Source organism: Butyrivibrio sp. WCD3002 (genome assembly GCF_000424265.1).
Taxonomy (GTDB): domain Bacteria; phylum Bacillota; class Clostridia; order Lachnospirales; family Lachnospiraceae; genus Butyrivibrio.
The window spans coordinates 22996-44637 of sequence record NZ_AUJO01000014.1 but is presented as its reverse complement, the minus strand read 5'-3'; the positions used below and the strand labels follow the sequence as shown (position 1 = coordinate 44637).

The window sequence follows — 21642 nt, the reverse complement described above, 5'->3', positions numbered from 1 at the left end:
TGATTTGCCTCGTGGTATTTTCCGCGGGGCATTTTCGGCGTGAATATAAAAGTGAAAATGTAACGGAGGTGGTAACACTTAACTGGTACATTGATTCTCCCTGGTTTGTAGAAACCTGGGGAGCGGATCAGGTATCGCAAAAGATTACCGAGGATACAGGTATATCAATACACTTTATTACTCCCGTCGGAAGCAATTCGGAAATGCTTGAATCACTTATTCTTGGGGATGATCTGCCGGATATTATTACTGTTGAGCCATCCTCCGGTAACTATGCAAGCCTTGTAAATCAGCAAAAGGTATATTCCTTAAATCAGCTGGCAAGATTATATGCGCCAGATTTTTTCCGGAATTCCAAGGCTGAGGTCCGCAGATTCTACGAAGCAACGGATGGAGATCTTTATGCTTATCCCAATGCAACAGTAACTGCAAAGGAAGCAAAGGAGCATGATAATCTGGCAGCCAATCTGACCTTCCTGGTTAGAAAAGATATCTATGAGGCGCTTGGATGTCCTGATATGACTACGCCGGAAGGCTTTAGGGACGCTGTTGAAAGAGCAATGAGATCCTATGGAACGACAGAATACGGCCCCCTTATACCCATAGACGGGACTCCCTTTACAGAGAGTGGATGTTATTCCTTTGATGAATATCTCCAGAGTCTCCTTGCAATACCCTATGAGGTCGACGGTGAATATCACGACAGGAATACGGATCCTGAATATATCAGATGGCTTAAGGTTTTCAGACAGCTGGGTCAGGATGGATACATGCCCTCTGACGTATTTCTTGATCAGAGAATTCAGACCACTGAGAAGGTTGCGCAGGGGCGCTATTTTTGCATGATCTACCAAAGGACCGATATAGCAGAGCAGCAGGCACTTCGCTACTCTCAGGATCCCGATTCTGTTTATATAGCTGTGGATGGACCAAGGAACAGCAGTGGTGACGATCCGCAACTGCCCCTTGCGGGATTAAAGGGATGGATGATTTCCATGATACCAAAAAGCTGTTCACATCCGGATCTTGCGATTTCGCTTTTTTCCTATCTTTTGTCTGAGGAAGGACAGAAGCTGATCTACCTTGGCGTGGAAGGAAAAGCCTACGAAATGGATGAAAGCGGCCACATCATCATGAATGAGGAAGCCGATGAATTGCGAAGATTCCAGAAAAGAAAATACAATGCCGTTTATGGCGGAGATGATACCTTCTGGATGCTTATGGATAATGTAGTGCAGCAAAAATGGGCCTATCCTTTGGAAGAGCCTGTGAAGCAGACAACGGAGTGGACCTATCCCTACTCAACATATACAAGTCAGTATGATGTGACTATGCCGGAAAACTCAGACCTTTCCAGAATCGAGAGGCATCAGAATATCTTATGGGGAAAGACCCTGAAGGAGCTTCTTCTTGCAGAAAGTGAAAAGGAGTTTGACAGTATTTTGGCGGACTATAAAGAAGAACGATTACTCAATGGATATGAACGTCTCATGGAGGAAAAGACCAAAAAGATGATCGAAAACAAAGTAACCATGGGAGTGGAGTGATGGAAAAAAAGAAGGCACAATTTTGGCAGAAGATTCATTCTCTTCGGCTAAATACCAAATTTACCATCTTAATACTGCTTCTTGTATTCTTTCCCTTGGTGGTACTTTCGCTTGTTCTGTTTTACCAGATAGAGCAAAGCTCTGTGCAGCAGATAGAAAGTGACATGTATTATCGTCAGCGGGAGCTGGATTCGGCGATTTCCATAAGACTTGAAGCGATAGATATGATGCAGCGTTCTTTTTCAAATAACGATGCATTACTTGGCATGCTTGAAGCATCAGCGGCAGGCGAAACTTTATCTACGAGAGAGCTTTTGGAGTTTTCACAGGGAATAGGATCGTTTCTTACGCAGACAGTGGAAAATAATCCGGTGCTGTATACGGTCAGGGTATATTCGAGGGATGACTATATCCAGGAGATAATGCCTATAGTTTATAAGGCCTCCCGAATGGAAAATATGTCCTGGAGTAAAGAGAATCCGGTGACCGGCTGGCACTATTCATATTACGATACAAGCTTTGGAAGTCTTACGGAAAATGGCGATGTTCCGCTTTTAGGACTTGTTACACCGATTAATGATTTTACATACGGCACAATAGGCTACGTGGAAGCAGCTACGGAAATGCGTACCATGTTTCCTGCCATGTACGATGACAAAAGTGATTCCGGGGACTGGAGCTTCTTTGTGGTAGATGGAGGAGAAATCTATTTTGGAACCCATACTTCACCATACAGTGAGATCATAGCAGAATCCCTTTTGCTAAACAGAGCTATAAAAAAGGAACCCAGTGTTAAACGAGAGAGTATAGCAGGAAGGGAGATTGTATTTTTCGCTATCCCGATTTCCAAAATGGGCGGAACCTACGTGGGCGTAACGGATATTACAGATATCGTAAGTGAAGTTCGCATGCAGCGTAACGCATTTTTTGCAGTGCTGGTTATTATCGGAATATTCATGACCTTTGCCGTAAGTGGTATGGTCAGAGGAATGCTTGGAAGATTGTACACTGTTGTGGAAAATATGAGGGCGATTCGTCACGGCGATCTTTCTGTCAGGTCTGATGTGGAGGGGACTGATGAAGTAGGCGAGCTGGCGCATCAGTTCAACCGAATGCTGGACAGAATAGAACAGCTGACAGAGGAAAATGTCCAGCGTGAAATACTGGCTAAAAATGCCGGAATACGTTCACTTCAGAACCAGATAAACGCCCACTTTATTTACAACGTTCTTGAATCCATAAAGATGCTGGCAGAGATGAATGAGGAATATGCTATTTCAGATGCCATAACATCTCTTGGAAAGCTGCTTCGCTATTCAATGCGCTGGGAATCCGGCACTGTTACTTTGCGTGAGGAGCTTGAATATATTGAAAATTATCTGGCGCTTATGAATTTCAGAAATGATTTTACTATAAACCTTGCAATAAATCTTCCTGATGATATGTACCGTCAGAAGATTCCCAAGATGTCACTGCAGCCTATAGTTGAAAACTCAGTTATTCACGGTATCTCAGATCTTGGTGAGGATGCAACCATATACATCAAGGGTGTAGAGGATGAAAACGACGTGTGGATAGAGCTTTCGGACAATGGTCAGGGAATGTCAAAGGAAGCCCTTGAACGTCTTCAGATGAGATTAAAGGGCGAAGTTGAAACAGAAGAGATTTCTCATAAGGGACATGGTGTTGGAATAAAAAATGTGGCTGATTGCATAATGCTGGAATTTGGCCGGGAGTACGGACTTACAGTGGCCTCCGAGGAAGGTAAGTTCACAAAGACTATCATGCACCTTCCAAAGAGAAAGGAAAAGAGAAATGAGATCATTACTAATCGTTGAGGATGAAAAGCTGATCCGTCAGGGAATAAGGACAATGGCGGAGAGAAGCGGCGTAAAAATAAATGAAATATATGAAGCCAACAACGGGGAAGCTGCTCTTGAGATTCTGCGATCACATCGCATAGAAGTGATGTTTACCGATATCCGTATGCCAAGAATGGATGGCGTCGAGCTTGTTCACAATCTGAAGAGTCTCGGATACATGCCCTACGTAGTTGCCATAAGTGGCTTTGATGATTTTTCCTATGCAGTTGAAATGCTGCGAAACGGTGCAACTGAGTACCTGTTAAAGCCCATCGAGAGAGAAAAAATTAAGGAGATACTGACAACTCTTAACGAGAAGATAAATGAGAAGGAAAAGGCAAAGGGCAGCGGTTCCTACGATAAGCTCCTTAGAGAGGAAGCCTACGGAGTCGCTTTTTTCGCAGAGGAATCACTGGATCAGATCGAGAATGACTTAATTAGGATTCCCGGAATGACAAATGCTGCAGGCGTCCTTCTTACCGGAGAGCAGGCGAAGATTTTTCCTGAAGAATACGAGAGCATTGGCGCCGGCTTAAGCCGCTTGCATCAGGGCGACGAGGAATTGAAGTTTGCCGTTGCAGAGGCAGTAGAAGCAAGAAGCAGAGCCTTTTGCATTGAAAAATCCATATCTGTTGATGAACCAAAGCCTTCTGTTTCAGAAAAGCTCCAGGAGCTTTCCAAGGAGCTTTTATCGGAAAACAAGAGAACCAGGCGCATTCAGATGCTTTCAACGGAAAACCATTTGGAGCTTATAAAAAACTGGGGAGCACTGTTTGATGAAACAAGGCGTGGACGTATTGCTCCGGAACTTTTTATAGAAGAGATGAAAAAGGATATGCAGGAGCTCAGAGATGTGTATCAGCAGGTTATGTCAGAGGATGATATTGAAAAGAGCAGGGCTCTTGAGCTACCACTTGCCTTTGCCACTATTTCTGATTACGAGGATGAGGTGATCACATTTTTAATTGAGCTTAGTAAGCGCCTTCTTCAGGTAGAAGATGAAGAGCCTATGCAGCGCAAGATTAATCAGGCCATATCTTATATAAAGGAACACTATAGCGAAGATATGAATATGGCCACTGTGTCGAACTACATTTCAATGAACTACACGCTGTTTTCATACTCCTTTAAACAGTATACGGGGCAGAATTTTGTCACGTTCCTTAAAGAAATCCGTCTAAAGGCAGCCAGAGACCTACTTGAAAAGACAGATGAAAAGATAATCGATGTTGCCCATAGGGTTGGATATGAAAATGAAAAGCATTTCCTTAAAACCTTCAAGGGAGAGTTTGGAGTATCCCCCGGAGAATATCGAAGAAATATGCAGCGTAAAGAAGCAGAGATTTAGAACGGCGCAAGGCAGTCGGGATTTAGAGCTTACGAAGGATACGGTGCTGCTTGTTGCCGCAAAATCAGAATAAGGTTAAAATATCGCTATGCAATCAATAAAATGATATTAGACCTGAGGATGACAAAATGACAAAACAGATTGGCGTAATTGGAGATATACACAGTAACTATACTGCTTTCAAAACAGCAGTACAGTACATGACAGAAAGAGGCATAACAGAGTTTATTCTGTTGGGAGACTATGTTTCCGATACCACGGATACTGTTGAAACCATGCAGTATATATACGAGCTTATGAAAAAATACAAGGTGACAGCCATTCGCGGAAATCGCGAGGACTACCTTTTAGGTCAGAGAAGGGTTCTTCGCGGCGAGTCGGATGCACCCTTATGGCTTTACAATTCTGCCAGCGGGAATCTTCTTTATACCTATGAGCTTTTGACAGACGAGGATTTGGATTTCTTTGAGTCACTTCCAATCAGCTACAGATACAAATGTGATGGATATCCTGATATTATCTGCTGTCACGGATCCCCGGAAAACAATCGCGAGCTTCTTCTGTTTCACGACGACACCGCTAAGAGGTGGCTTGAAAGAATAGATGCAGATTACATGGTAGGAGGACATACGCACATTCAGGGCGAATGTCATCATAATGGAAAGCACTATTTCAATACCGGATCTACAGGAATAGCTATAAGTGCGGCCGGAATGGCGCAGTGCCTCATATTACATGGTTTTGATGAGAATGAGCCGGAAGGTCCCTCATGGGAAGCGGAGTTTTTAAATTTGCCCTATGATGTGGATTATGTAATAGATGCCCTTTATGAAAAAGGGCTCATGGATAAAGGAAAATGGTTTGTAGTCAATAATGAGCATATATTAAAAACAGGGGAGGATGTAACCCCTGAGCTTATTAATAAAGCTATGCTTCTTCAGGAAAAAGAGACAGGAAACCCTGTAGACTGGCCATATATCGAAGAAGAATACTTTACAAAGGCTGCAAATATTCTTGGGATTCCGGACTACAGGGTTCCCCGTAAGGATGCTATATGAAGCATTTTATTTAAAAGTAATATCAGCGATTAGCTGCATCGCAAATCAGGTCTACACTTGTTTCGATTCCGAGTGATGAGCTTTTTACGCAAAGATCATAATAAGCTGCATTACCGAATTCGGTATGAGTGTAGTACTTGCAGTATTTTTTTCGTGCCTTATCTACTGAGTGAAGGTGTTCAAGAACCTTATCCTCAGAAAGATCGGGCATTTTTTTCTGCATGCGCTCAAGCCTGAAGCGCTCTGAAGCAGCGATAAATACATGGAGAGTCTTGTCGAACTCCTTAAGGATAATATTGGCATTACGTCCTACAATTACGCAGTTGCCTTTTTCGGCAACCTTTTTTATTGCTTCTCTTTGTGCTACAAAAAGTCTTTCATCAAGAGGCTTGTTATAGAAATCAAAAAGACTCTGTCCAAAGCCCCATTCTCTGGGAACGCGCTCATCGTAGTAGCGAACCTCGTCAGGTGAAAGAGAACCGCTTTCCATAGCAGCCTTTAAAATCATATCCTTGTCGCAGTAATAGTAGCCAAGTCTGTCGGCAACTGCCTGACCTATTGTGCTTCCGCCTGCTCCAAATTGTCTGCTGATTGTAATAATATTTTTCATAGATCAATCTTAAAGAACCTTGTTCAGGAAATCGATGGTTCTTTCCTCCTTTGGATTTAATAAAACTTCCTGGGGAGTGCCTTCTTCTACGATGAAGCCTCCATCCATGAATATGACTCTGTCTGCGACTTCTCTGGCAAAGCCCATCTCGTGAGTAACGATAACCATGGTCATTCCGTCTGCTGCAAGGTCCTTCATAACCTGCAGAACTTCTCCGACCATCTCAGGATCAAGAGCTGATGTGGGCTCGTCGAAAAGCATTATATCGGGCTGCATGCAAAGTGCTCTTGCTATTGCAACACGCTGCTTCTGACCGCCGGAGAGCTGGCTTGGATAGCTCTCGGATTTATCTTCAAGTCCAACCTTTTTGAGCATGTTTTTAGCCCTTGTTGTTGCTTCCTCCTTTGAGCATTTTTTCAGCTGCACGGGAGCAAGAGTAAGGTTGTCCATTATGTTCAGATTATTAAAAAGATTAAAGTGCTGGAACACCATTCCGATGTTTTCACGGACACGGTTAATGTTCACCTGCTTCTGAGTAATGTCATTTCCATCTATCACAATTGTGCCGGAAGTGACCTTTTCAAGCTTGTTGAGGCAGCGAAGGAAGGTGGACTTACCTGAACCGGAGGGTCCGATTACGCATACCACTTCGCCCTTTGTGATCTCTGTTGAAATGTCCTTAAGGACCTCAAGATTACCAAAGCTTTTCTTTAAATGTTCTACTTTAATTTTGATTTCGCCTTTATCTGCCAACGCTAAGCCTCCTTTCAACTACCTTCGCACTGCGTGAAAGGATAGTGATAACAATCAGATACATTATTCCAACGATAGCCCATGTCTGGAAGGACATGAATGTGTTAGCCTGAACATTTTTAGCTGTGTTAACAAGTTCCGGGAAACCGATAACGGACAGGATGGATGTATCCTTCAGGGTGATAATAAACTGATTGATGAATGTAGGAATCATGGTGCGGATAGCCTGAGGCAGTACGACCTTTCTCATGGCCATTCCATAGGTAAGGCCAAGGGAGCGGGCTGCTTCCATCTGACCCTTATCAACTGACTGAATACCTGCACGGACAATTTCTGCCATATAAGCACCACAGTTAAGGGCAAGACAGATGGTACCTGCCTGAAGTGCAGTAAGACTTATGGAAAAACCACCGATTATCGTATTAAAGAAATACGGGATTCCAAAATAGACAAAGAATGCAAGAACGATCATCGGTACGCCGCGGATAACGTCGACGAAAATCTGGGAGATTACATTGCAGACTCTGTTTTTCAGTACACCCATGATTCCGAAGATCATACCGATTATACATGCAAAGAACAGTCCTAAAAGAGCAAGCAGGAGAGTTCTTCCGAGGGCTACAAGAAGCATTCCTCCATAAACTGAAATAATTTTAACCATAGAATAAATTCCTCATAAAACCGGGCAGGAGAACCTGCCCGGATGATTTGTTGAAACAGCAAACCTTTTATTCACCGAGATATTTTGCAAGGATTTCGTCATAGGTACCGTTTGCCTTGATGTTTGCAAGACCCTTATTGAACATATCAACAAGCTCCTGGTTGTCTGCATTGAAGATTGCAAAACCGTAAGCTGCAGGATCGTTACCTGTACCATCAACGAGCTTCATGGAGATGCCTGTATCCTTGATGTTAGCAGCCATGATCGGTGTATCATCAAATACAGCTGCAACCTGTCCGCCTACAACAGCCTGATACATGGTGGGTGAATCCTCAAAGTAAGTGATTGTGAAGCCATACTGATCAGCAAGGCTCTCTGCGTATGTAGCACTCATGGAACCAGTCTTTACAGCAACAGCTTTTCCGTCAAGACCGTCAAAGCCTGTGATATCAGAAGATGCTTCTACAGCCATGCTCTGGTTTGCATCATAGTAGCCGTCTGAGAAGATCCAGCCTGATTCCTTTCTCTCATCTGTGATAGATGCGCCTGCGATCATACCATCAGCCTGTCCTGCCTGACATGCAGCGATTGATGCGTCCCATCCGAGAACCTGTACTTCGTATTCAAAGCCCTGGTCCTTAGCTACGGCATCGAGAATATCCATATCGATTCCTACGAAGTTACCGCTGTCATCTGTGTACTCAAAGGGTTTGAAAGCAGTATCTGTAGCAATCTTCCAAACCTTGCCTGAAGCGTCGGATGAAGCTTCAGCAGTCTCTGTGGTTCCTGTAGCTTCTGCTTCGGTTGCCTGAGCAGCATCATCCTGAGCAGCACCATCAGTTGCTGTTCCGGCTCCTGAACCACCGCAGCCTGCAACAGCTACCATAAAACAACTCATTACCAGTGCCAACATTCTTTTTTTCATAACTATATACTCCTTCCTTTTCTGCATTCATTAACGAATGCTGTTACTATTTTCATGCTTTCCTCATTATTATAATAGGAAAACTCCGGGTGCCATTGCACACCTATTGCAAATCTGTGGTTATTCACAGCGATTGCCTCAATAAGTCCGTCTTCTGAAACGGCCATTTTAGTGACTTCCGGGGACAGCTCTTTGATAGCCTGATGATGGTAGCTGTTTACCTCGTGGATTCCACTGCCAATGATTTTTGCTAAAAGCGTGTTGTCAAAAACTTCTACGTCATGGGCTTTTCTGTCATAGGGAGGTGTCATGTGGTGCTCTGCCTTGCACTGATATTCAGTAGGAAGATCCTGATACAGAGTACCTCCAAGATGTGCATTTAAGAGCTGAATTCCGCGGCAGATACCAAGGAGCGGTTTATCATCACGAAGACATTTATCTATAAGATAGCACTCCATCCGGTCCCTTGTGATACAGGGCTTGCCGCAGGTCTTTTTCGGAATCTCGCCGTATATATCGGGAGATACATCGTGACCGCCTGTAAAGAGCAGACCATCACAGAGACTATATGCTTCATCAAGCTCATCCTCGTCAGAGGTAAGTGGCAGCATGATTGGCAGGCCGCCGGTTTCCTCTATAGCTTTCATATAGCCGGGAAGCATCCAGTAGCTTTCTTTATCATCATCATAAAGCGGAATCAAACCGATAACAGGTCTCAAGATACCCCTCCTCCCAATAAAGACAATAAAGCCAATAAATCTAAAAAAGGCGCCCACTAATTCTAGCAGACGCCTATGTCTTTATTAGTGAATAATATACCGAATTCCTGAATAATTTGCAAGGTTTTTTAAAATGCAAATATATTTTGCCTACTATATGCTTTGCAGAGCAGGAAATAATCAAATATAATGAAGTTCTGGGTAATTTTTCTTGTAGGGGTAAAGAGAAAAGTTAAGGGGTAATACAAATGAATAACAAATCTTTTGATTCCAAAAGAATCGCGGAAGGGTATTTGAAGAGGCCCTGGCTCCACAAAAGCGTAATGGGCAGATTGCTGGAGGACTTAGAGCTTCCTGAAGCGTATCATTTCGAAAACGGTCTTGATGTGGGCTGTGGCGCAGGGCTTTCCACAAAAGCTCTTAAGCTTATTTGCAACAAGGTCACCGGTACAGATATCGCTGACTCGATGGTAGAGGTGTGCAGAGAGATTTACAGTGATAAGGCTTTTTCCTTTTATGTTGCAAAGGCTGAGGAGACCAGGGTGCCGGATGAAAAATACGACATCGTTACGGCAGCAGGCTGCATAAACTGGGTGGATGAAAAGCGGTTCATGGAGAATATGAAAGAGGTAGTTTCCGATAAAGCTCTGATAGTTATCTATGATTTTGGTATCACTGACAAAATGGCAGGAAACAGTGATTACACAACATGGTATCAGGATGAGTATCTAAAAAAGTTTCCCAAACCACCAAGAAAAGAAAATAAGTGGAGTCAGCAGGATCTGATTGACGGATTTATTATGGAAAAGCAGACAGAGTATGAGATGGAGTACGGGTTTACTCTTGAAGACTTTGTGAATTTCATGCTTATTCAGTCCAATGTTAATGCCAGAATTGAAGGCGGAGAGATAGCTGAAGACGAGGCCAGAAGCTGGATGCTGGAGTCTCTAAGGCCCGTTTTTGGCGATCAGGAAAGGAAGCTGATTTTCTACGGCTACAGCTGGTATATAAGGAAAGAGTGATGGTATGCATTTTGTCGATGCAAAAGGAATACTCATAACAAGCGACGGTCGTTGCGGAATGAATATCTACAGAGGGTGCACTCACGGATGCATTTACTGTGACAGCAGAAGCAAGTGTTATCAGTTTATGCATCCCTTTGAGGATATTGAGGCAAAACAGAATGCACCGCAGCTTCTGGAGGCTGCCCTTAAATCGAAGAGAAAAAAGTGCATGATAGGAACAGGTTCAATGTCTGATCCATATATGCACTGTGAGGAAGAGCTCGGACTGACAAGAAGGTGTCTGGAGATAATTCATCAATATGGATTTGGCCTTGCCATTCAGACAAAGTCAGACAGAATTCTCAGAGATATCGATCTTCTTGATGAGATAAACAGGAAAACAAAGTGTGTTGTCCAGATAACACTTACAACTTATGACGATGAGCTTTGCAGCATTCTTGAGCCCAATGTATGTAATACCAAAAGAAGGATAGAAGTTTTATCCGAGATGCAAAAAAGAGGGATTCCCACAGTAGTATGGCTGTCTCCCATTCTTCCTTTTATAAATGATACGGAGGAAAACGTGGGACAGATACTTGATGCCTGCGCGCAGACCGGGGTTAAGGGCATCATCAATTTTGGTATGGGAGTAACTCTAAGAGAGGGTGACAGAGAGTATTATTATGCTGCTCTTGATAAGCATTTTCCGGGATTAAAGCAAAAATACATCAGTACCTATGGTAATGCCTATGAGGTTCCAAGTCCGAATTCAAAGGCATTATTCGCACTCCTTAGAAGGGTTTGTGAAGGGAACAATATGATGTACAAGCCGGATGAGTGCTTTTCATATATGAATGAGTTTCCGGAAAAATATAAACAGCTGAGTCTGTTCGATTTCACTTAAGATAAACAGCAGAATTTAGAAATAATTAAAAATATAAGACAACGAGGTTTAAACAGTATGGAATATGAAATAGTAAGTCTCCCAAAGGAAGAGTGGCAGGGCACTCCCATCATGATGAGAAATACCAGTGAGGAGTATTATGACCTGGAAATAGAGGAAAGTGACGACGAATTCTCAGCCAAGATGGTAAAAAAGAAGTTTGATACACCGGTTACCCATACACCTGAGGAGTATGATTTTCCTGACAAACTCTATCAGGAATTTTGGGAAGGGGCTGAGGCCTTTGGAATAGTCGCAGAAGAAAACGGCGAGAAGAAGCTCCTTGCCTGCATTGAGTTTTGTCCTGAGGAGTGGAGTAACAGACTTTTGATCACGGAGCTCTGGGTAGCAGATGAGCTGCATCGTAAGGGCATTGGAACAAAGCTTATGAATCTTGCAAAGGAAAAGGCAAAGGCGCAGGGAAGGCGTGCCATCATGCTTGAGACCCAGTCCTGTAACGTTAGAGCCATCACCTTTTACAGGAAGCAGGGCTTTAAGCTTATGGGTTTTGACAGGTGCTGTTACACCAACAGGGACATTGAGCGCCACGAGGTCCGTTTTAATTTAGTATTTTTTATGGATGACTAAAGTCAATTGCAACTTATGCATCCCAAAATGTAACTTGTGCAAATTTGAATACAGGCGAGATCCTTTTCTGATAAGGTAAAAACATCTTAAGAAAAGGAGCAAATACAAATGAAAAAGAACATAATCGTTAAGGTGGGAAAAATCACATTAGGAGCAGTTGTAGCACTGATTGTTGTAGGAACTATAGGAATGGCAAAGCTGGTTTCTGACAGCGTGCTTTACCAGAATAAAGGTAATGATACTCAGGGCAATTCAGTTAAGCAGCTTGCAACCTATGGCTACGATCTTGACGGTTTTAATGCTGAATATTCAGGAAAAGAGATTGCAGTAACAACAATGGGCGCTCAGGTGAGCGCGATTTATGCATCAAATGTAACTCCCGGCACAGAAGAAGCTGCAGATGCAGTAATCTGTGACAGCCCCGTTCCCGGTATGGAATACATGGTAAGAAGCGTAATTGCAGATGATGACCCGAAGGAGATGGAATCCTTTGTTACATCTTTTCTCACAGATACAAGCAAGCTTTACTCAAGACTTTTCTATGGTGTTAACTGGGATGAGGGCGATACTATAATAGTTGTAGCTAATGATCAGCTTCCCACACTCGTCTTTGTTTCTGAAAAAGATACAGTATGCCTTCCAGAGAAGGTTGAAGAAGTATATGAAAATGTAGGAAGCCAGGTAAAGAGTATTGCATATGTAAACAGCAAGCATATTGAAGGAGTAATTGATGATCCTGCAGGATACATGGAATATGTTGATACCTTCCTTGCAAATGCCGGATTATAAAAAATGGTATGAAGCTTAACCTTTTCGAAGATAAGAATACAATAAATGAACATGTGGACGTGTATTACTCAAATATGCGTCCGCAGATAAAGCAGATAATTGATATTGTAAATTCAGAAAGACTTTCTCTTTCAGGAAGACCGGCGGATGATGATCTTGACGAAGGTGAGGAGATATTGATTGATCCAAAGGAGGTCTATTATCTGGACTATGTGGACAGAAAGCTATTTATTTACACAGGAAGCGGAGTCTATCGCATTATGAAGACTCTTGCCGAGTGTGAAGAACTTCTTTGGAACTACGGCTTTGTCAGGGTATCAAAGTCTAATCTTATAAATATTTATAAAATTAAACAGCTAAAGCCTGATCTAAACATGAAGGTTTACGCCTACTTTGATAACGGTGAGAGAATCTGTGTTAACAGGAGTTATAAAAAGGGATTTGATGAGTATCTTCAGAGAATGAGGAAAATGGCATAATGAAAAAGTATCTTGTTAATTTAGCTTTAATGATTTGCATTTCATATACGATGGTTTCAGTGACAGCAGCAATTATCAATTCATTGACGGGAGGCCAGACTAATAACCGGAATGAGATGATAATGTTTATTACCTGCATCATAGCTTCTGTTGTCTTATCGCTGCACGGACTTTTTGATAATATAAGTCCACTTGCGATGATGGTTATTCAGTATCTTGTGGCATGTGTGCTGGTCGCAGTTTTTATTTTGATAGTAAGCAGATTCGATGAGGTAACTCCAAGGGGCTGGTTTGAGTTTTACAGGTCATTTACCATTCCCTATATAATCCTTGCGGGAGTCTACTACTACAGCGTGTTCGCAGATACCAGGAAAAAGGCAGATATTATCAGAGAATTACAGGAACGTTCCAAGTGATAAAAATGTGCTTTGGTTGTTGATAAATCATGATTTATGAAGTACCATAATACAGTTGGATTACTGCACTGGTGTGCTGAAAGAAATATCTCAGCCGCCGGTGTTTTTTTGCGTATCAAATTGGGGTGTAGCAATGAAAGAAAGAGAATCAATTGGAAGCAGATTGGGATTTATTCTGCTCTCCGCGGGATGTGCAATAGGAATCGGTAATGTGTGGCGATTCCCATACATGGTTGGAGAAAATGGCGGCGGTCTGTTTGTACTTGTCTATGTATTGTTTTTACTTATTCTTGGAGTGCCGATAATGACCATGGAGTACGCCATAGGAAGATCAAGTCGTCTCAGCGTACTTTCAGCATTTAAAAAGCTTGAGCCTAAAGGCAGTAAGTGGCATATTTACGGATACTTTGCCATCGCGGGAAATTATATTCTTCTTATGTTTTATTCTGTGGTATCCGGATGGATACTCAGATATTTTGTGCTGGCTTTGATGGGAGCTTTCCAGGGTCAGAGTCCTGAAAAAATAGAAGAGCTCTATGGCAGGATGATGAGCAGCCCAAGAATACTTATTTTCTTTATGGGAATCACAATGCTGATAACTGTGTTCATCACTTCCATGGGTCTTGAAAAGGGCGTTGAAAAGATAACAAAGATAATGATGATCATGCTGATCCTTATCATGATCGGACTTGGCATCTATTCACTGATGCTTCCCGGCTCCATAGAGGGAGTTAAGTTTTATCTGATGCCCAACATGGACAATGTCAGAAAGGTAGGCATCGGAAATGTGCTTTACGGTGCCCTGAACCAGAGCTTTTTCACACTGAGCCTTGGAATGGGTGGCATGGAGATCTTCGGAAGCTATATTAAAAAGGAGCGAAGTCTTGTAGGCGAAGCTATGCTGGTAGCAGGTCTTGATACCTTTGTTGCAATTGTGGCAGGCCTTATCACTATTCCTGCATGCTTTGCATACGGAGTAGCACCGGATAAGGGACCAAGCCTTATTTTCCTTACCCTTCCCAATGTGTTTGCATCAATGAAGGGCGGCAGAATAATCGGAAGTCTGTTTTTCCTTTTCATGTACTTTGCAGCACTGTCCACTATGGTTGGTGTATTTGAAAATGATGTAAGCTTTTCCATCGATCTTTTTGGATATGACAGAAGAAGGGCGGCAGCTTTTGCAGGTCTTGTTATTACTTTGGGATCAATTCCCTGTGCCCTTGGATTTAACTTATGGAGCGACTTCCAGCCTCTTAAGGCAGGTAATTGCATAATGGATCTTGAGGACTTCTTTGTAAGTAATCTGGTGTTGCCCATAGGATCACTTATATGCTGCCTGTTCTGTACCAGTAAGTACGGCTGGGGCTTTGATAATTATATTGAAGAGGTCAACAGCGGCGTTGGAATAAAGATGAGCCTTGCACTTAAGTGGTACTTTAAGCTGGTACTGCCTGTGATTTTGGTATTCCTTACTGTTTACGGACTTTGGAGCTACTTTGCATAAGATATTAAATCATTTAGAATATAGAGAACTTATTAACCCGGGATATTTTTGGAAGGAATAATAATGAGTATTTTGAACGTTGAGCATCTCACCCATGGTTTTGGTGACAGAGCTATTTTTGATGATGTATCATTCAGACTTCTTAAGGGAGAGCACATTGGACTTGTTGGAGCAAACGGTGAAGGCAAGTCCACATTTATGAATATAATTACAGGCAAGCTTATGCCTGATGCCGGTAATATTGAGTGGGCAAAAAATGTGAAGGCAGGCTATCTTGATCAGCATGCAGTTCTTAAGGAAGGCATGACAATAAGGGACGTGCTTGCATCTGCCTATGAGCCCCTTTATGAGATGGAGCGCAGGATGAATGAGATCTGCGATGCCATGGGCGAAGCTGATGAGAAGCAGCTGGAAGCACTGATGGAAGAGCTTGGCACAATACAGGATCTTTTGACCAATCACGATTTTTATCTTATAGATTCAAAGATTGATGAGGTATCAAGAGCCCTTGGTTTCCTTGAGCTTGGACTTGACAGGGACGTAACGGAGCTTTCCGGAGGACAGCGTACAAAGATACTTCTTGCAAAGCTTCTTTTGGAAAAGCCTGACATCCTTCTTTTGGACGAGCCTACCAACTACCTCGATGCTGAGCATATAGTATGGCTTACAAGATACCTTCAGGAATACGAGAATGCTTTTATTCTGATATCCCATGACATTCCGTTCCTCAACAGCGTAGTGAACATCATTTATCACATGGATGGTACAACCCACAGCCTTGAGAGATATGTGGGCGACTACGATAAGTTCATGGAAGTCTATGAGATGAAAAAAGCACAAAGAGAGGCTGCTTATAACAGACAGCAGCAGGAGATTGCTGATCTTAAGGACTTTGTTGCGAGAAATAAGGCACGAGTTGCCACAAGAAACATGGCTATGGCAAGACAGAAAAAGCTTGATAACATGGAGCTTATCGAGAAGGTACAGGAAAAGCCAAAGCCGGAGTTTTATTTTAAGACAGCAAGAACTCCCGGTAAGGTTCTTTTTGAGACCAAGGATCTGGTTATCGGATATGAGGAGCCTTTATCAAGCCCTCTTAACCTGATGATTGAGAGAAATACCTTTGTTGTACTGACAGGAGCCAACGGTATCGGTAAAACCACACTTTTAAAGAGTCTTCTTGGTTTGATCCCTTCTCTGTCAGGTTGGGTACAGAGGGGAGAGCATGTAGAGATAGGTTATTTCGAGCAGGAGATGTCTCCTGATACCACGACTACATGTCTTGAAGAAATATGGAATGAGTTCCCTTCCTTTACCCAGTATGAGGTCCGCTCAGCTCTTGCCAAGTGCGGTCTAACCACCAAACACATTGAGAGTAAGTGCAAGGTTTTATCAGGTGGTGAGCAGGCAAAGGTAAGACTCTGTAAGCTCATGAACAGAGAGTCCAACATACTGGTACTGGACGAGCCTACAAACCATCTTGATGTTGATGCGAAGGAGGAGCTCCACAGAGCACTTAAGGAATACAAGGGTACAGTACTTATGGTATGCCACGAGCCTGATTTTTATGAGGATCTTGCTACCCGGATAATCGACTGCACCAAGTGGACCACCAAGCTTTAAATGAACTGACCGCCCCGGTAATTGATTTTGATAAATCCTTTACCGGGGCTTATATATTGTATAAAATTAGATAAAAAAGTAAGGAGCAGAAATAATGGCTAAAGAAGTATGGCAGCCCGGAAATATGCTTTATCCCATTCCCGCAGTTATGGTTAGCTGTGGCAGAGAGGGTGAAAAACCAAACATCATAACAGTTGCATGGGCAGGAAATATATGCAGTTCTCCGGCTATGCTCTCCATATCCGTAAGAAAAGAAAGATATTCCTACGACATCATAAAAGAGACAGGGGAGTTTGTTGTAAACCTGACAAATACTGAGCTTACAAGAGCCACTGACTGGTGTGGCGTAAGATCCGGAAGAGATTACGACAAATTTAAGGAGATGAAGCTTACTCCTCAGAAGTCACAGAAGATAAGTGCTCCCGGAATAGAAGAGAGCCCTGTAAATATTGAATGTAAAGTAAAGCAGATTCTTGAGCTTGGAAGCCATGACATGTTTGTGGCAGAGGTTGTGGCTGTAACAGTGGACGAAAAATATCTGGACGAGAAGGGCCGCTTTGATCTGGTAGCTGCAGATCTTGTTGCATACTCCCACGGAGAATATTTTAAACTCGGCAAAAAGCTTGGTAAGTTTGGCTATAGTGTAGCCAAGAAACCGGCTAATAAGGCATCAAAAAAATCCGGAAATAAGCAGGGTAATAAAAAGAGTCACAAAAAGAAAAAATAACCTCGGAGCACAAATAATTAAAGGGTAAACATCAGGAGGTAAGGGTTATGGCAGTAAATTTCATGAGAACAGGACAGCAGGGAATTCTTGTATGGGATACAGAGACAGGATATAAGTTTGGTATAGATCTGTTTCTTTCAGATATGGATGGAAGACAGGTAGAGAATATCGTAAACGCAGAGGATCTGTCAGATGTGAGTCTGATATTCGGTACCCATGATCATGTGGATCACATCGACAGAGAGGCATGGAAAAAGATAGGAAAGCTTTATCCTTCAATTAAGTTTGTAGCACCTATAGCCTTTAAGGATAATCTGCCGGGAGACCTTGGTATCAGCGCCGACAGATTTATTTTCGTGGATGAAAACATTAGCGCGGATGAAGGACCTGTTCATATCGAAGCGATTCCTGCAGCCCACGAGTTCCTTGATACCAGGGAGGATGGAACGCACCCTTATCTTATTTATATTGTTAGCTTTAATGGGAAAAAGCTCTGCCATCTGGGAGATACCTGCCTCTATGAAGGTATTTACGGAAAGCTCAGGGAAAAGGGCCCCTTTGATGCAATGTTTGTGCCCATAAACGGAAGAGATGCAAGAAGACTTAAGGAAGACTGCATCGGAAATATGACCTATCAGGAGGCAGCAGACCTTGTGGGAACACTTAAGCCAGGTCTCGCAGTTCCCGGTCACTATGACATGTTCCTTTTTAACAGTGCTGACCCGAAAGAATTCAAAGAATATGTTGAGATTAAATATCCCGATCAGAAAACGGATATTTATGATGTTGGAAAAGTGGTCCAAATCCAGTAAATAGCTGTAGTTTTCCTAAAAAATTATTTTATTGTTTAGAGAATTAATAGATTTGTTTGATAGAGTATTAGTATGATGTACTGTTTGTTTTTATGAGGGTTTTTAATGACAGCACAGAGTACGAAATACTATGGATACGATAAAGCTACATTCGAAGATTGCAGGCAGCTGATCGATGATACCAACTGGAATCATATTAATATTCTCAGTCTATGGTTCATCATCGTTAATTTGTTATGCGTCGGTTTTTCGCTGCTTGACCTTTTTAGTGTAAACCAGGTTGAAATTAAGTTTTATATCACCTATGGTGTTATTTCTATCTGTACATCTGCTTTTTCAAGATGGTTTCAGAAAAAGTATCCTCATAAGTTTGTAAAACTGCAACTTCTTTTAGGCATCCTTTTGTGGATGGTATACAGTATACAGCTTTCCGTCAGCCAGCCATACATGGCAGCCACCATGTTTATGATCATGCTGGTAGTAGTTTCATTTTCTTTTATTACAAATATGCTTAATATGCTGCTGATAATAACTGTGCTGGTTTCAGTTTTTGTCTATTCATCATACATGGTTAAGCCTGCATCAATAGTAATGCAAGATATCTACAACGCGGTAACCTTCACCGGACTTGCCGTTATCCTGCACTTTGCATTCCAGAGAACAAGGATGCAGCAGTTTGTAACCTATCAGAAGAATACCCAGATTCAAAGAGAACTTGAGATACAGTCAAGCTTTGATGCCCTGACATCTCTTCTTAACAGAGGCAGATTTTTCTCCCTTGCAGGCAATGTACTTAATAATCCCCATGATGAATATCTTGCAATATGCCTCCTTGACCTTGATGAGTTCAAGCAGATAAATGATAAGCTTGGACATCAGATGGGAGATAAAGCCATACAGGTGGCGGGAACAACTATTATAGAAACTTTGGATATTGATATGTCTGAAAAATGGAGATTTCAGGAAAAAGTCCTTGAGGAAAAGCAGAGCTTTCCCGGAAGGCTTGGCGGCGATGAATTTATAGTCATGATTCGCGGTGCATCGAACAGAGAAGAGGTTACAAAACTGCTTCAGCGTATGCTGGATTCTCTTAATCACGTGGAAATCGGCGAGCTTCACGGCATACATGCATCCTTTGGGGTGGCAGAAATTTTGCCGGGAGACCGCGATATAGATAAGGCTTATAAGAGGGCAGACGAAGCTCTTTATGAGTCAAAACGTGCAGGTAAAAATCAGATCAGATTCAGTAATGTAGAAGGACAGGGAGGCGGACTATGATTTCAATGGAATCTAATGTTTTTGATCTTCTGGTTCTTTGTATGTTTGCTGCATTTCTGATCGCTATTGTTTCAACATACAATGCATTTGTTGAAAAGAAGCGTTCCCTGCAGCTGATGGAAATACTGATAGGAATACTGGAAGCAGATGATCCGAACCTTGACGGACATTCACTACATGTACATAACCTTTGTATGGCCATATATGAGTTTTTGCCCTACAGCTACAGATTAAAGGTTAGACAGCGGGATCTTCACTATGCATCACTCCTTCTTGATATTGGTAAACTTGCGATTCCAAGGGAAATCGTAGGACACTCAGGTAAGCTTGGTCAGTCTCAGTGGGAAATAATGAAAAAGCATCCCGACCTAGGAGTTGGGATACTTGATGATATAGAGGGGTTTCCCAAGGTAAAGGAGTATATTCTTTATCATCATGAGCGCATAGACGGCAAGGGTTATCACCAGCTTACAGGAAATCAGATACCCCTTGGTGCAAAGATCATAGCAGTTGCGGATACATATTCTGCAATAACGATGAATCGTTCATACAGAGCAACCCTTCCCTATGCTGCAGCGGTTTCAGAGCTTAAACTGGCAGCGGGAAAGCAGCTCGATGAATATCTGGTCAAGGTTTTTTGTAACATTCCTATGAATAAGATTGATGAATGTTTGGAAGATGTCAGAAGAAAGATGGATAGATTTTCTTATGAAGGAAAGGACTGAGAATGAGATCACAGCTAAAGAGGTTTACATCCGTCATACTGATCTTAATAATGACTGTGTCGCTGGTATCCTGCGGCATACAAAAGAATCCGGAACAAGTCCTGACAGTAGATCCTGATACAGCCACCCATATAACGCTGGCACTCAGATCAGGTATATATGTTGATGCCATAGAATCCTGTCTGATTCCCTTTGAGGAGGAAAACAGAATTATCTGTGACATAGTTGAGCTGGGTGAGGAGGAGCTTCACTCCGGATTGATAAACGATGCTGCAAATGGGACCGGTGCCTACGATCTGTGCATGGTAGACGGCTCATGGATGGCAGAATTTACATCAAAGGGAGTTTTGTCGAATCTTAGCGAGCAGGGATATGAGCTAGACTCAGATATTATTGAAGCTACTAAAGAAATCTGTTACCACGACGGCGATGTTTATCTTGCTCCTTATTATGGAAATGTAACAGTTCTTTTGTATAACAAGAGAGTTGTTCAAAAAGCAGGCTACGATGGAAGCCAGCTGACCTCTCTTAAGACCATTAAGGAAGTATGCGACAAGGCAAAGCAGTACGGAAATCTGGGCTTTATGTACAGAGGCGACTCACCAAACAACTATGTAGTAGATTTCCTTCCGATTCTTTTGTCCTATGGTGGATGGGTTGTTGATGAAAACAATAATCCTACAGTTAATACGAAAACCTTTAAAGAAGCTCTCAGATTCTATATGGAGCTGATAGAGAGCGGAAAGGCCGAGAGCAGAGATAATCTTATAATGGCTATTGCAAACGGTGCTGCGGCCATGGCTATAGGATGGCCCGGATGGTATACTCCAACCGCCAGATCATCATCCGATTATATTGCGCTTACAGGTAAAACTACAGATAGCGCAGTTGCATACAACGCCAATGTATACGGTATCTGGACCATTGGAATCCCCGAGAATGCACCGAATAAAGAGCTATCACTGGAGCTCCTTAAATATCTGATGGATCCGCATGTTCAGATGCAAACTATAGATAGTGGCGGCGTTCCATGCAGGTATTCCTGCCTTACGGATGAAAAGATATTAAAGGAAAACCCTACATTTGAGGCTGTATTTGAGGCTCTTGAGAATGGTGTTTACAGACCGGTTATGGAAGAGTGGCCTGATTTTTACAAGATTTTGGGTACTGAAATGGAGAACATCATCAAAGGAAATAAGACCATAGATGAAGGGCTCCAGGATGCTCAAAACAACCTCGAAGCCCTGCTCAATTAACTTTTATATATTTGA

At 42.5% G+C, this 21642-nt stretch carries 22 protein-coding genes; 17 read left to right on the top strand and 5 right to left on the bottom strand.

Features of this window, described 5'->3' with window-relative positions; translation table 11 throughout:
- The first annotated feature begins 68 nt into the window (after positions 1-68).
- The 4 genes from G608_RS21105 to G608_RS21100 all read left to right on the top strand — a co-directional run bounded on the left by G608_RS21105 (position 69) and on the right by G608_RS21100 (position 5815).
- Positions 69-1547, top strand: a complete 1479-nt coding sequence (locus G608_RS21105) for an extracellular solute-binding protein (protein ID WP_196810193.1) — start codon at positions 69-71, stop codon at positions 1545-1547.
- Positions 1547-3385: a sensor histidine kinase gene (locus tag G608_RS0112485; protein WP_026496312.1), complete on the top strand. Its 1839-nt coding sequence runs from the start codon at positions 1547-1549 to the stop codon at positions 3383-3385. The genes G608_RS21105 and G608_RS0112485 overlap by 1 nt, the downstream gene beginning before the upstream one ends.
- On the top strand, positions 3363-4757 hold the full coding sequence (locus tag G608_RS0112480) for a response regulator transcription factor (protein ID WP_026496311.1): 1395 nt from the start codon (positions 3363-3365) through the stop codon (positions 4755-4757). Before G608_RS0112485 ends, G608_RS0112480 begins: the two co-directional genes overlap by 23 nt.
- 128 nt (positions 4758-4885) lie before the next feature.
- Positions 4886-5815, top strand: a complete 930-nt coding sequence (locus tag G608_RS21100; protein ID WP_051209298.1) for a metallophosphoesterase family protein — start codon at positions 4886-4888, stop codon at positions 5813-5815.
- Positions 5816-5837: 22 nt separating this feature from the next.
- On the opposite strand, the gene G608_RS0112470 is transcribed toward G608_RS21100, so the two are convergent.
- The 5 genes from G608_RS0112470 to G608_RS0112450 all read right to left on the bottom strand — a co-directional run bounded on the left by G608_RS0112470 (position 5838) and on the right by G608_RS0112450 (position 9483).
- Entirely contained in the window at positions 5838-6425 is a 588-nt protein-coding gene (locus tag G608_RS0112470) for an AAA family ATPase (RefSeq protein ID WP_026496310.1), read from the bottom strand.
- A gap of 9 nt (positions 6426-6434) precedes the next feature.
- Complete coding sequence (locus G608_RS0112465) at positions 6435-7178, bottom strand: amino acid ABC transporter ATP-binding protein (protein ID WP_026496309.1); 744 nt, start codon at positions 7176-7178, stop codon at positions 6435-6437.
- The gene (locus G608_RS0112460; protein WP_026496308.1) at positions 7168-7839 is read right to left on the bottom strand and encodes an amino acid ABC transporter permease; all 672 of its coding nucleotides are present in this window, start codon (positions 7837-7839) and stop codon (positions 7168-7170) included. The genes G608_RS0112465 and G608_RS0112460 overlap by 11 nt, the downstream gene beginning before the upstream one ends.
- A 67-nt stretch (positions 7840-7906) precedes the next feature.
- The gene (locus G608_RS0112455) at positions 7907-8764 is read right to left on the bottom strand and encodes a transporter substrate-binding domain-containing protein (protein ID WP_026496307.1); all 858 of its coding nucleotides are present in this window, start codon (positions 8762-8764) and stop codon (positions 7907-7909) included.
- Between the two features lie 2 nt (positions 8765-8766).
- Positions 8767-9483, bottom strand: a complete 717-nt coding sequence (locus tag G608_RS0112450) for a gamma-glutamyl-gamma-aminobutyrate hydrolase family protein (protein ID WP_330367005.1) — start codon at positions 9481-9483, stop codon at positions 8767-8769.
- 248 nt (positions 9484-9731) lie between these two features.
- On the opposite strand from G608_RS0112450, the gene G608_RS0112445 reads away from it, so the two are divergent.
- The 13 genes from G608_RS0112445 (at position 9732) to G608_RS0112385 (ending at position 21627) form a co-directional block, all read left to right on the top strand.
- Positions 9732-10505: a class I SAM-dependent methyltransferase gene (locus G608_RS0112445; RefSeq protein WP_026496305.1), complete on the top strand. Its 774-nt coding sequence runs from the start codon at positions 9732-9734 to the stop codon at positions 10503-10505.
- A 4-nt stretch (positions 10506-10509) separates the two neighbouring features.
- Complete coding sequence (locus tag G608_RS0112440; protein WP_026496304.1) at positions 10510-11391, top strand: SPL family radical SAM protein; 882 nt, start codon at positions 10510-10512, stop codon at positions 11389-11391.
- Between the two features lie 57 nt (positions 11392-11448).
- Positions 11449-12018, top strand: a complete 570-nt coding sequence (locus G608_RS0112435; RefSeq protein ID WP_035795546.1) for a GNAT family N-acetyltransferase — start codon at positions 11449-11451, stop codon at positions 12016-12018.
- 108 nt (positions 12019-12126) lie between these two features.
- Positions 12127-12807: a hypothetical protein gene (locus G608_RS0112430; protein WP_026496302.1), complete on the top strand. Its 681-nt coding sequence runs from the start codon at positions 12127-12129 to the stop codon at positions 12805-12807.
- 8 nt (positions 12808-12815) lie between these two features.
- Positions 12816-13286 carry a LytTR family DNA-binding domain-containing protein gene (locus G608_RS22530; protein WP_051209296.1) on the top strand — a complete coding sequence of 157 codons (471 nt, stop codon included), beginning with the start codon at positions 12816-12818 and terminating at the stop codon, positions 13284-13286.
- Positions 13286-13702 carry a DUF6608 family protein gene (locus tag G608_RS0112420; protein WP_026496301.1) on the top strand — a complete coding sequence of 139 codons (417 nt, stop codon included), beginning with the start codon at positions 13286-13288 and terminating at the stop codon, positions 13700-13702. The genes G608_RS22530 and G608_RS0112420 overlap by 1 nt, the downstream gene beginning before the upstream one ends.
- A 133-nt stretch (positions 13703-13835) precedes the next feature.
- The gene (locus G608_RS0112415; protein WP_026496300.1) at positions 13836-15206 is read left to right on the top strand and encodes a sodium-dependent transporter; all 1371 of its coding nucleotides are present in this window, start codon (positions 13836-13838) and stop codon (positions 15204-15206) included.
- Positions 15207-15269: 63 nt separating this feature from the next.
- Entirely contained in the window at positions 15270-16829 is a 1560-nt protein-coding gene (locus G608_RS0112410) for an ABC-F family ATP-binding cassette domain-containing protein (protein WP_026496299.1), read from the top strand.
- 94 nt (positions 16830-16923) lie between these two features.
- Positions 16924-17556: a flavin reductase family protein gene (locus G608_RS21090; protein ID WP_035795543.1), complete on the top strand. Its 633-nt coding sequence runs from the start codon at positions 16924-16926 to the stop codon at positions 17554-17556.
- Between the two features lie 47 nt (positions 17557-17603).
- Positions 17604-18368 (top strand): MBL fold metallo-hydrolase, encoded by a 765-nt coding sequence (locus G608_RS21085; RefSeq protein ID WP_051209294.1) that lies wholly within the window; start codon positions 17604-17606, stop codon positions 18366-18368.
- Positions 18369-18473: 105 nt separating this feature from the next.
- A complete protein-coding gene (locus tag G608_RS0112395; protein ID WP_026496298.1) occupies positions 18474-19646 on the top strand; it encodes a GGDEF domain-containing protein in 1173 nt (390 codons plus the stop codon).
- Positions 19643-20371 (top strand): HD-GYP domain-containing protein, encoded by a 729-nt coding sequence (locus G608_RS21080; protein WP_051209292.1) that lies wholly within the window; start codon positions 19643-19645, stop codon positions 20369-20371. Before G608_RS0112395 ends, G608_RS21080 begins: the two co-directional genes overlap by 4 nt.
- 2 nt (positions 20372-20373) lie before the next feature.
- Positions 20374-21627: an extracellular solute-binding protein gene (locus G608_RS0112385; RefSeq protein WP_035795540.1), complete on the top strand. Its 1254-nt coding sequence runs from the start codon at positions 20374-20376 to the stop codon at positions 21625-21627.
- The last annotated feature ends 15 nt before the right edge of the window (positions 21628-21642 follow it).

Bases quoted from the DNA above. Each gene is read 5' to 3' on its own strand.
- G608_RS0112440 (WP_026496304.1), top strand. From the start codon at position 10,510: ATGCATTTTGTCGATGCAAAAGGAATACTCATAACAAGCGACGGTCGT.
- G608_RS0112455 (WP_026496307.1), bottom strand. From the start codon at position 8,764: ATGAAAAAAAGAATGTTGGCACTGGTAATGAGTTGTTTTATGGTAGCT.
- G608_RS0112395 (WP_026496298.1), top strand. From the start codon at position 18,474: ATGACAGCACAGAGTACGAAATACTATGGATACGATAAAGCTACATTC.
- G608_RS0112420 (WP_026496301.1), top strand. From the start codon at position 13,286: ATGAAAAAGTATCTTGTTAATTTAGCTTTAATGATTTGCATTTCATAT.
- G608_RS0112470 (WP_026496310.1), bottom strand. From the start codon at position 6,425: ATGAAAAATATTATTACAATCAGCAGACAATTTGGAGCAGGCGGAAGC.
- G608_RS21080 (WP_051209292.1), top strand. From the start codon at position 19,643: ATGATTTCAATGGAATCTAATGTTTTTGATCTTCTGGTTCTTTGTATG.
- G608_RS0112460 (WP_026496308.1), bottom strand. From the start codon at position 7,839: ATGGTTAAAATTATTTCAGTTTATGGAGGAATGCTTCTTGTAGCCCTC.
- G608_RS21090 (WP_035795543.1), top strand. From the start codon at position 16,924: ATGGCTAAAGAAGTATGGCAGCCCGGAAATATGCTTTATCCCATTCCC.
- G608_RS0112430 (WP_026496302.1), top strand. From the start codon at position 12,127: ATGAAAAAGAACATAATCGTTAAGGTGGGAAAAATCACATTAGGAGCA.
- G608_RS0112435 (WP_035795546.1), top strand. From the start codon at position 11,449: ATGGAATATGAAATAGTAAGTCTCCCAAAGGAAGAGTGGCAGGGCACT.
- G608_RS0112445 (WP_026496305.1), top strand. From the start codon at position 9,732: ATGAATAACAAATCTTTTGATTCCAAAAGAATCGCGGAAGGGTATTTG.
- G608_RS0112485 (WP_026496312.1), top strand. From the start codon at position 1,547: ATGGAAAAAAAGAAGGCACAATTTTGGCAGAAGATTCATTCTCTTCGG.
- G608_RS21100 (WP_051209298.1), top strand. From the start codon at position 4,886: ATGACAAAACAGATTGGCGTAATTGGAGATATACACAGTAACTATACT.
- G608_RS0112385 (WP_035795540.1), top strand. From the start codon at position 20,374: ATGAGATCACAGCTAAAGAGGTTTACATCCGTCATACTGATCTTAATA.
- G608_RS21085 (WP_051209294.1), top strand. From the start codon at position 17,604: ATGGCAGTAAATTTCATGAGAACAGGACAGCAGGGAATTCTTGTATGG.
- G608_RS0112480 (WP_026496311.1), top strand. From the start codon at position 3,363: ATGAGATCATTACTAATCGTTGAGGATGAAAAGCTGATCCGTCAGGGA.
- G608_RS0112410 (WP_026496299.1), top strand. From the start codon at position 15,270: ATGAGTATTTTGAACGTTGAGCATCTCACCCATGGTTTTGGTGACAGA.
- G608_RS0112415 (WP_026496300.1), top strand. From the start codon at position 13,836: ATGAAAGAAAGAGAATCAATTGGAAGCAGATTGGGATTTATTCTGCTC.
- G608_RS22530 (WP_051209296.1), top strand. From the start codon at position 12,816: ATGAAGCTTAACCTTTTCGAAGATAAGAATACAATAAATGAACATGTG.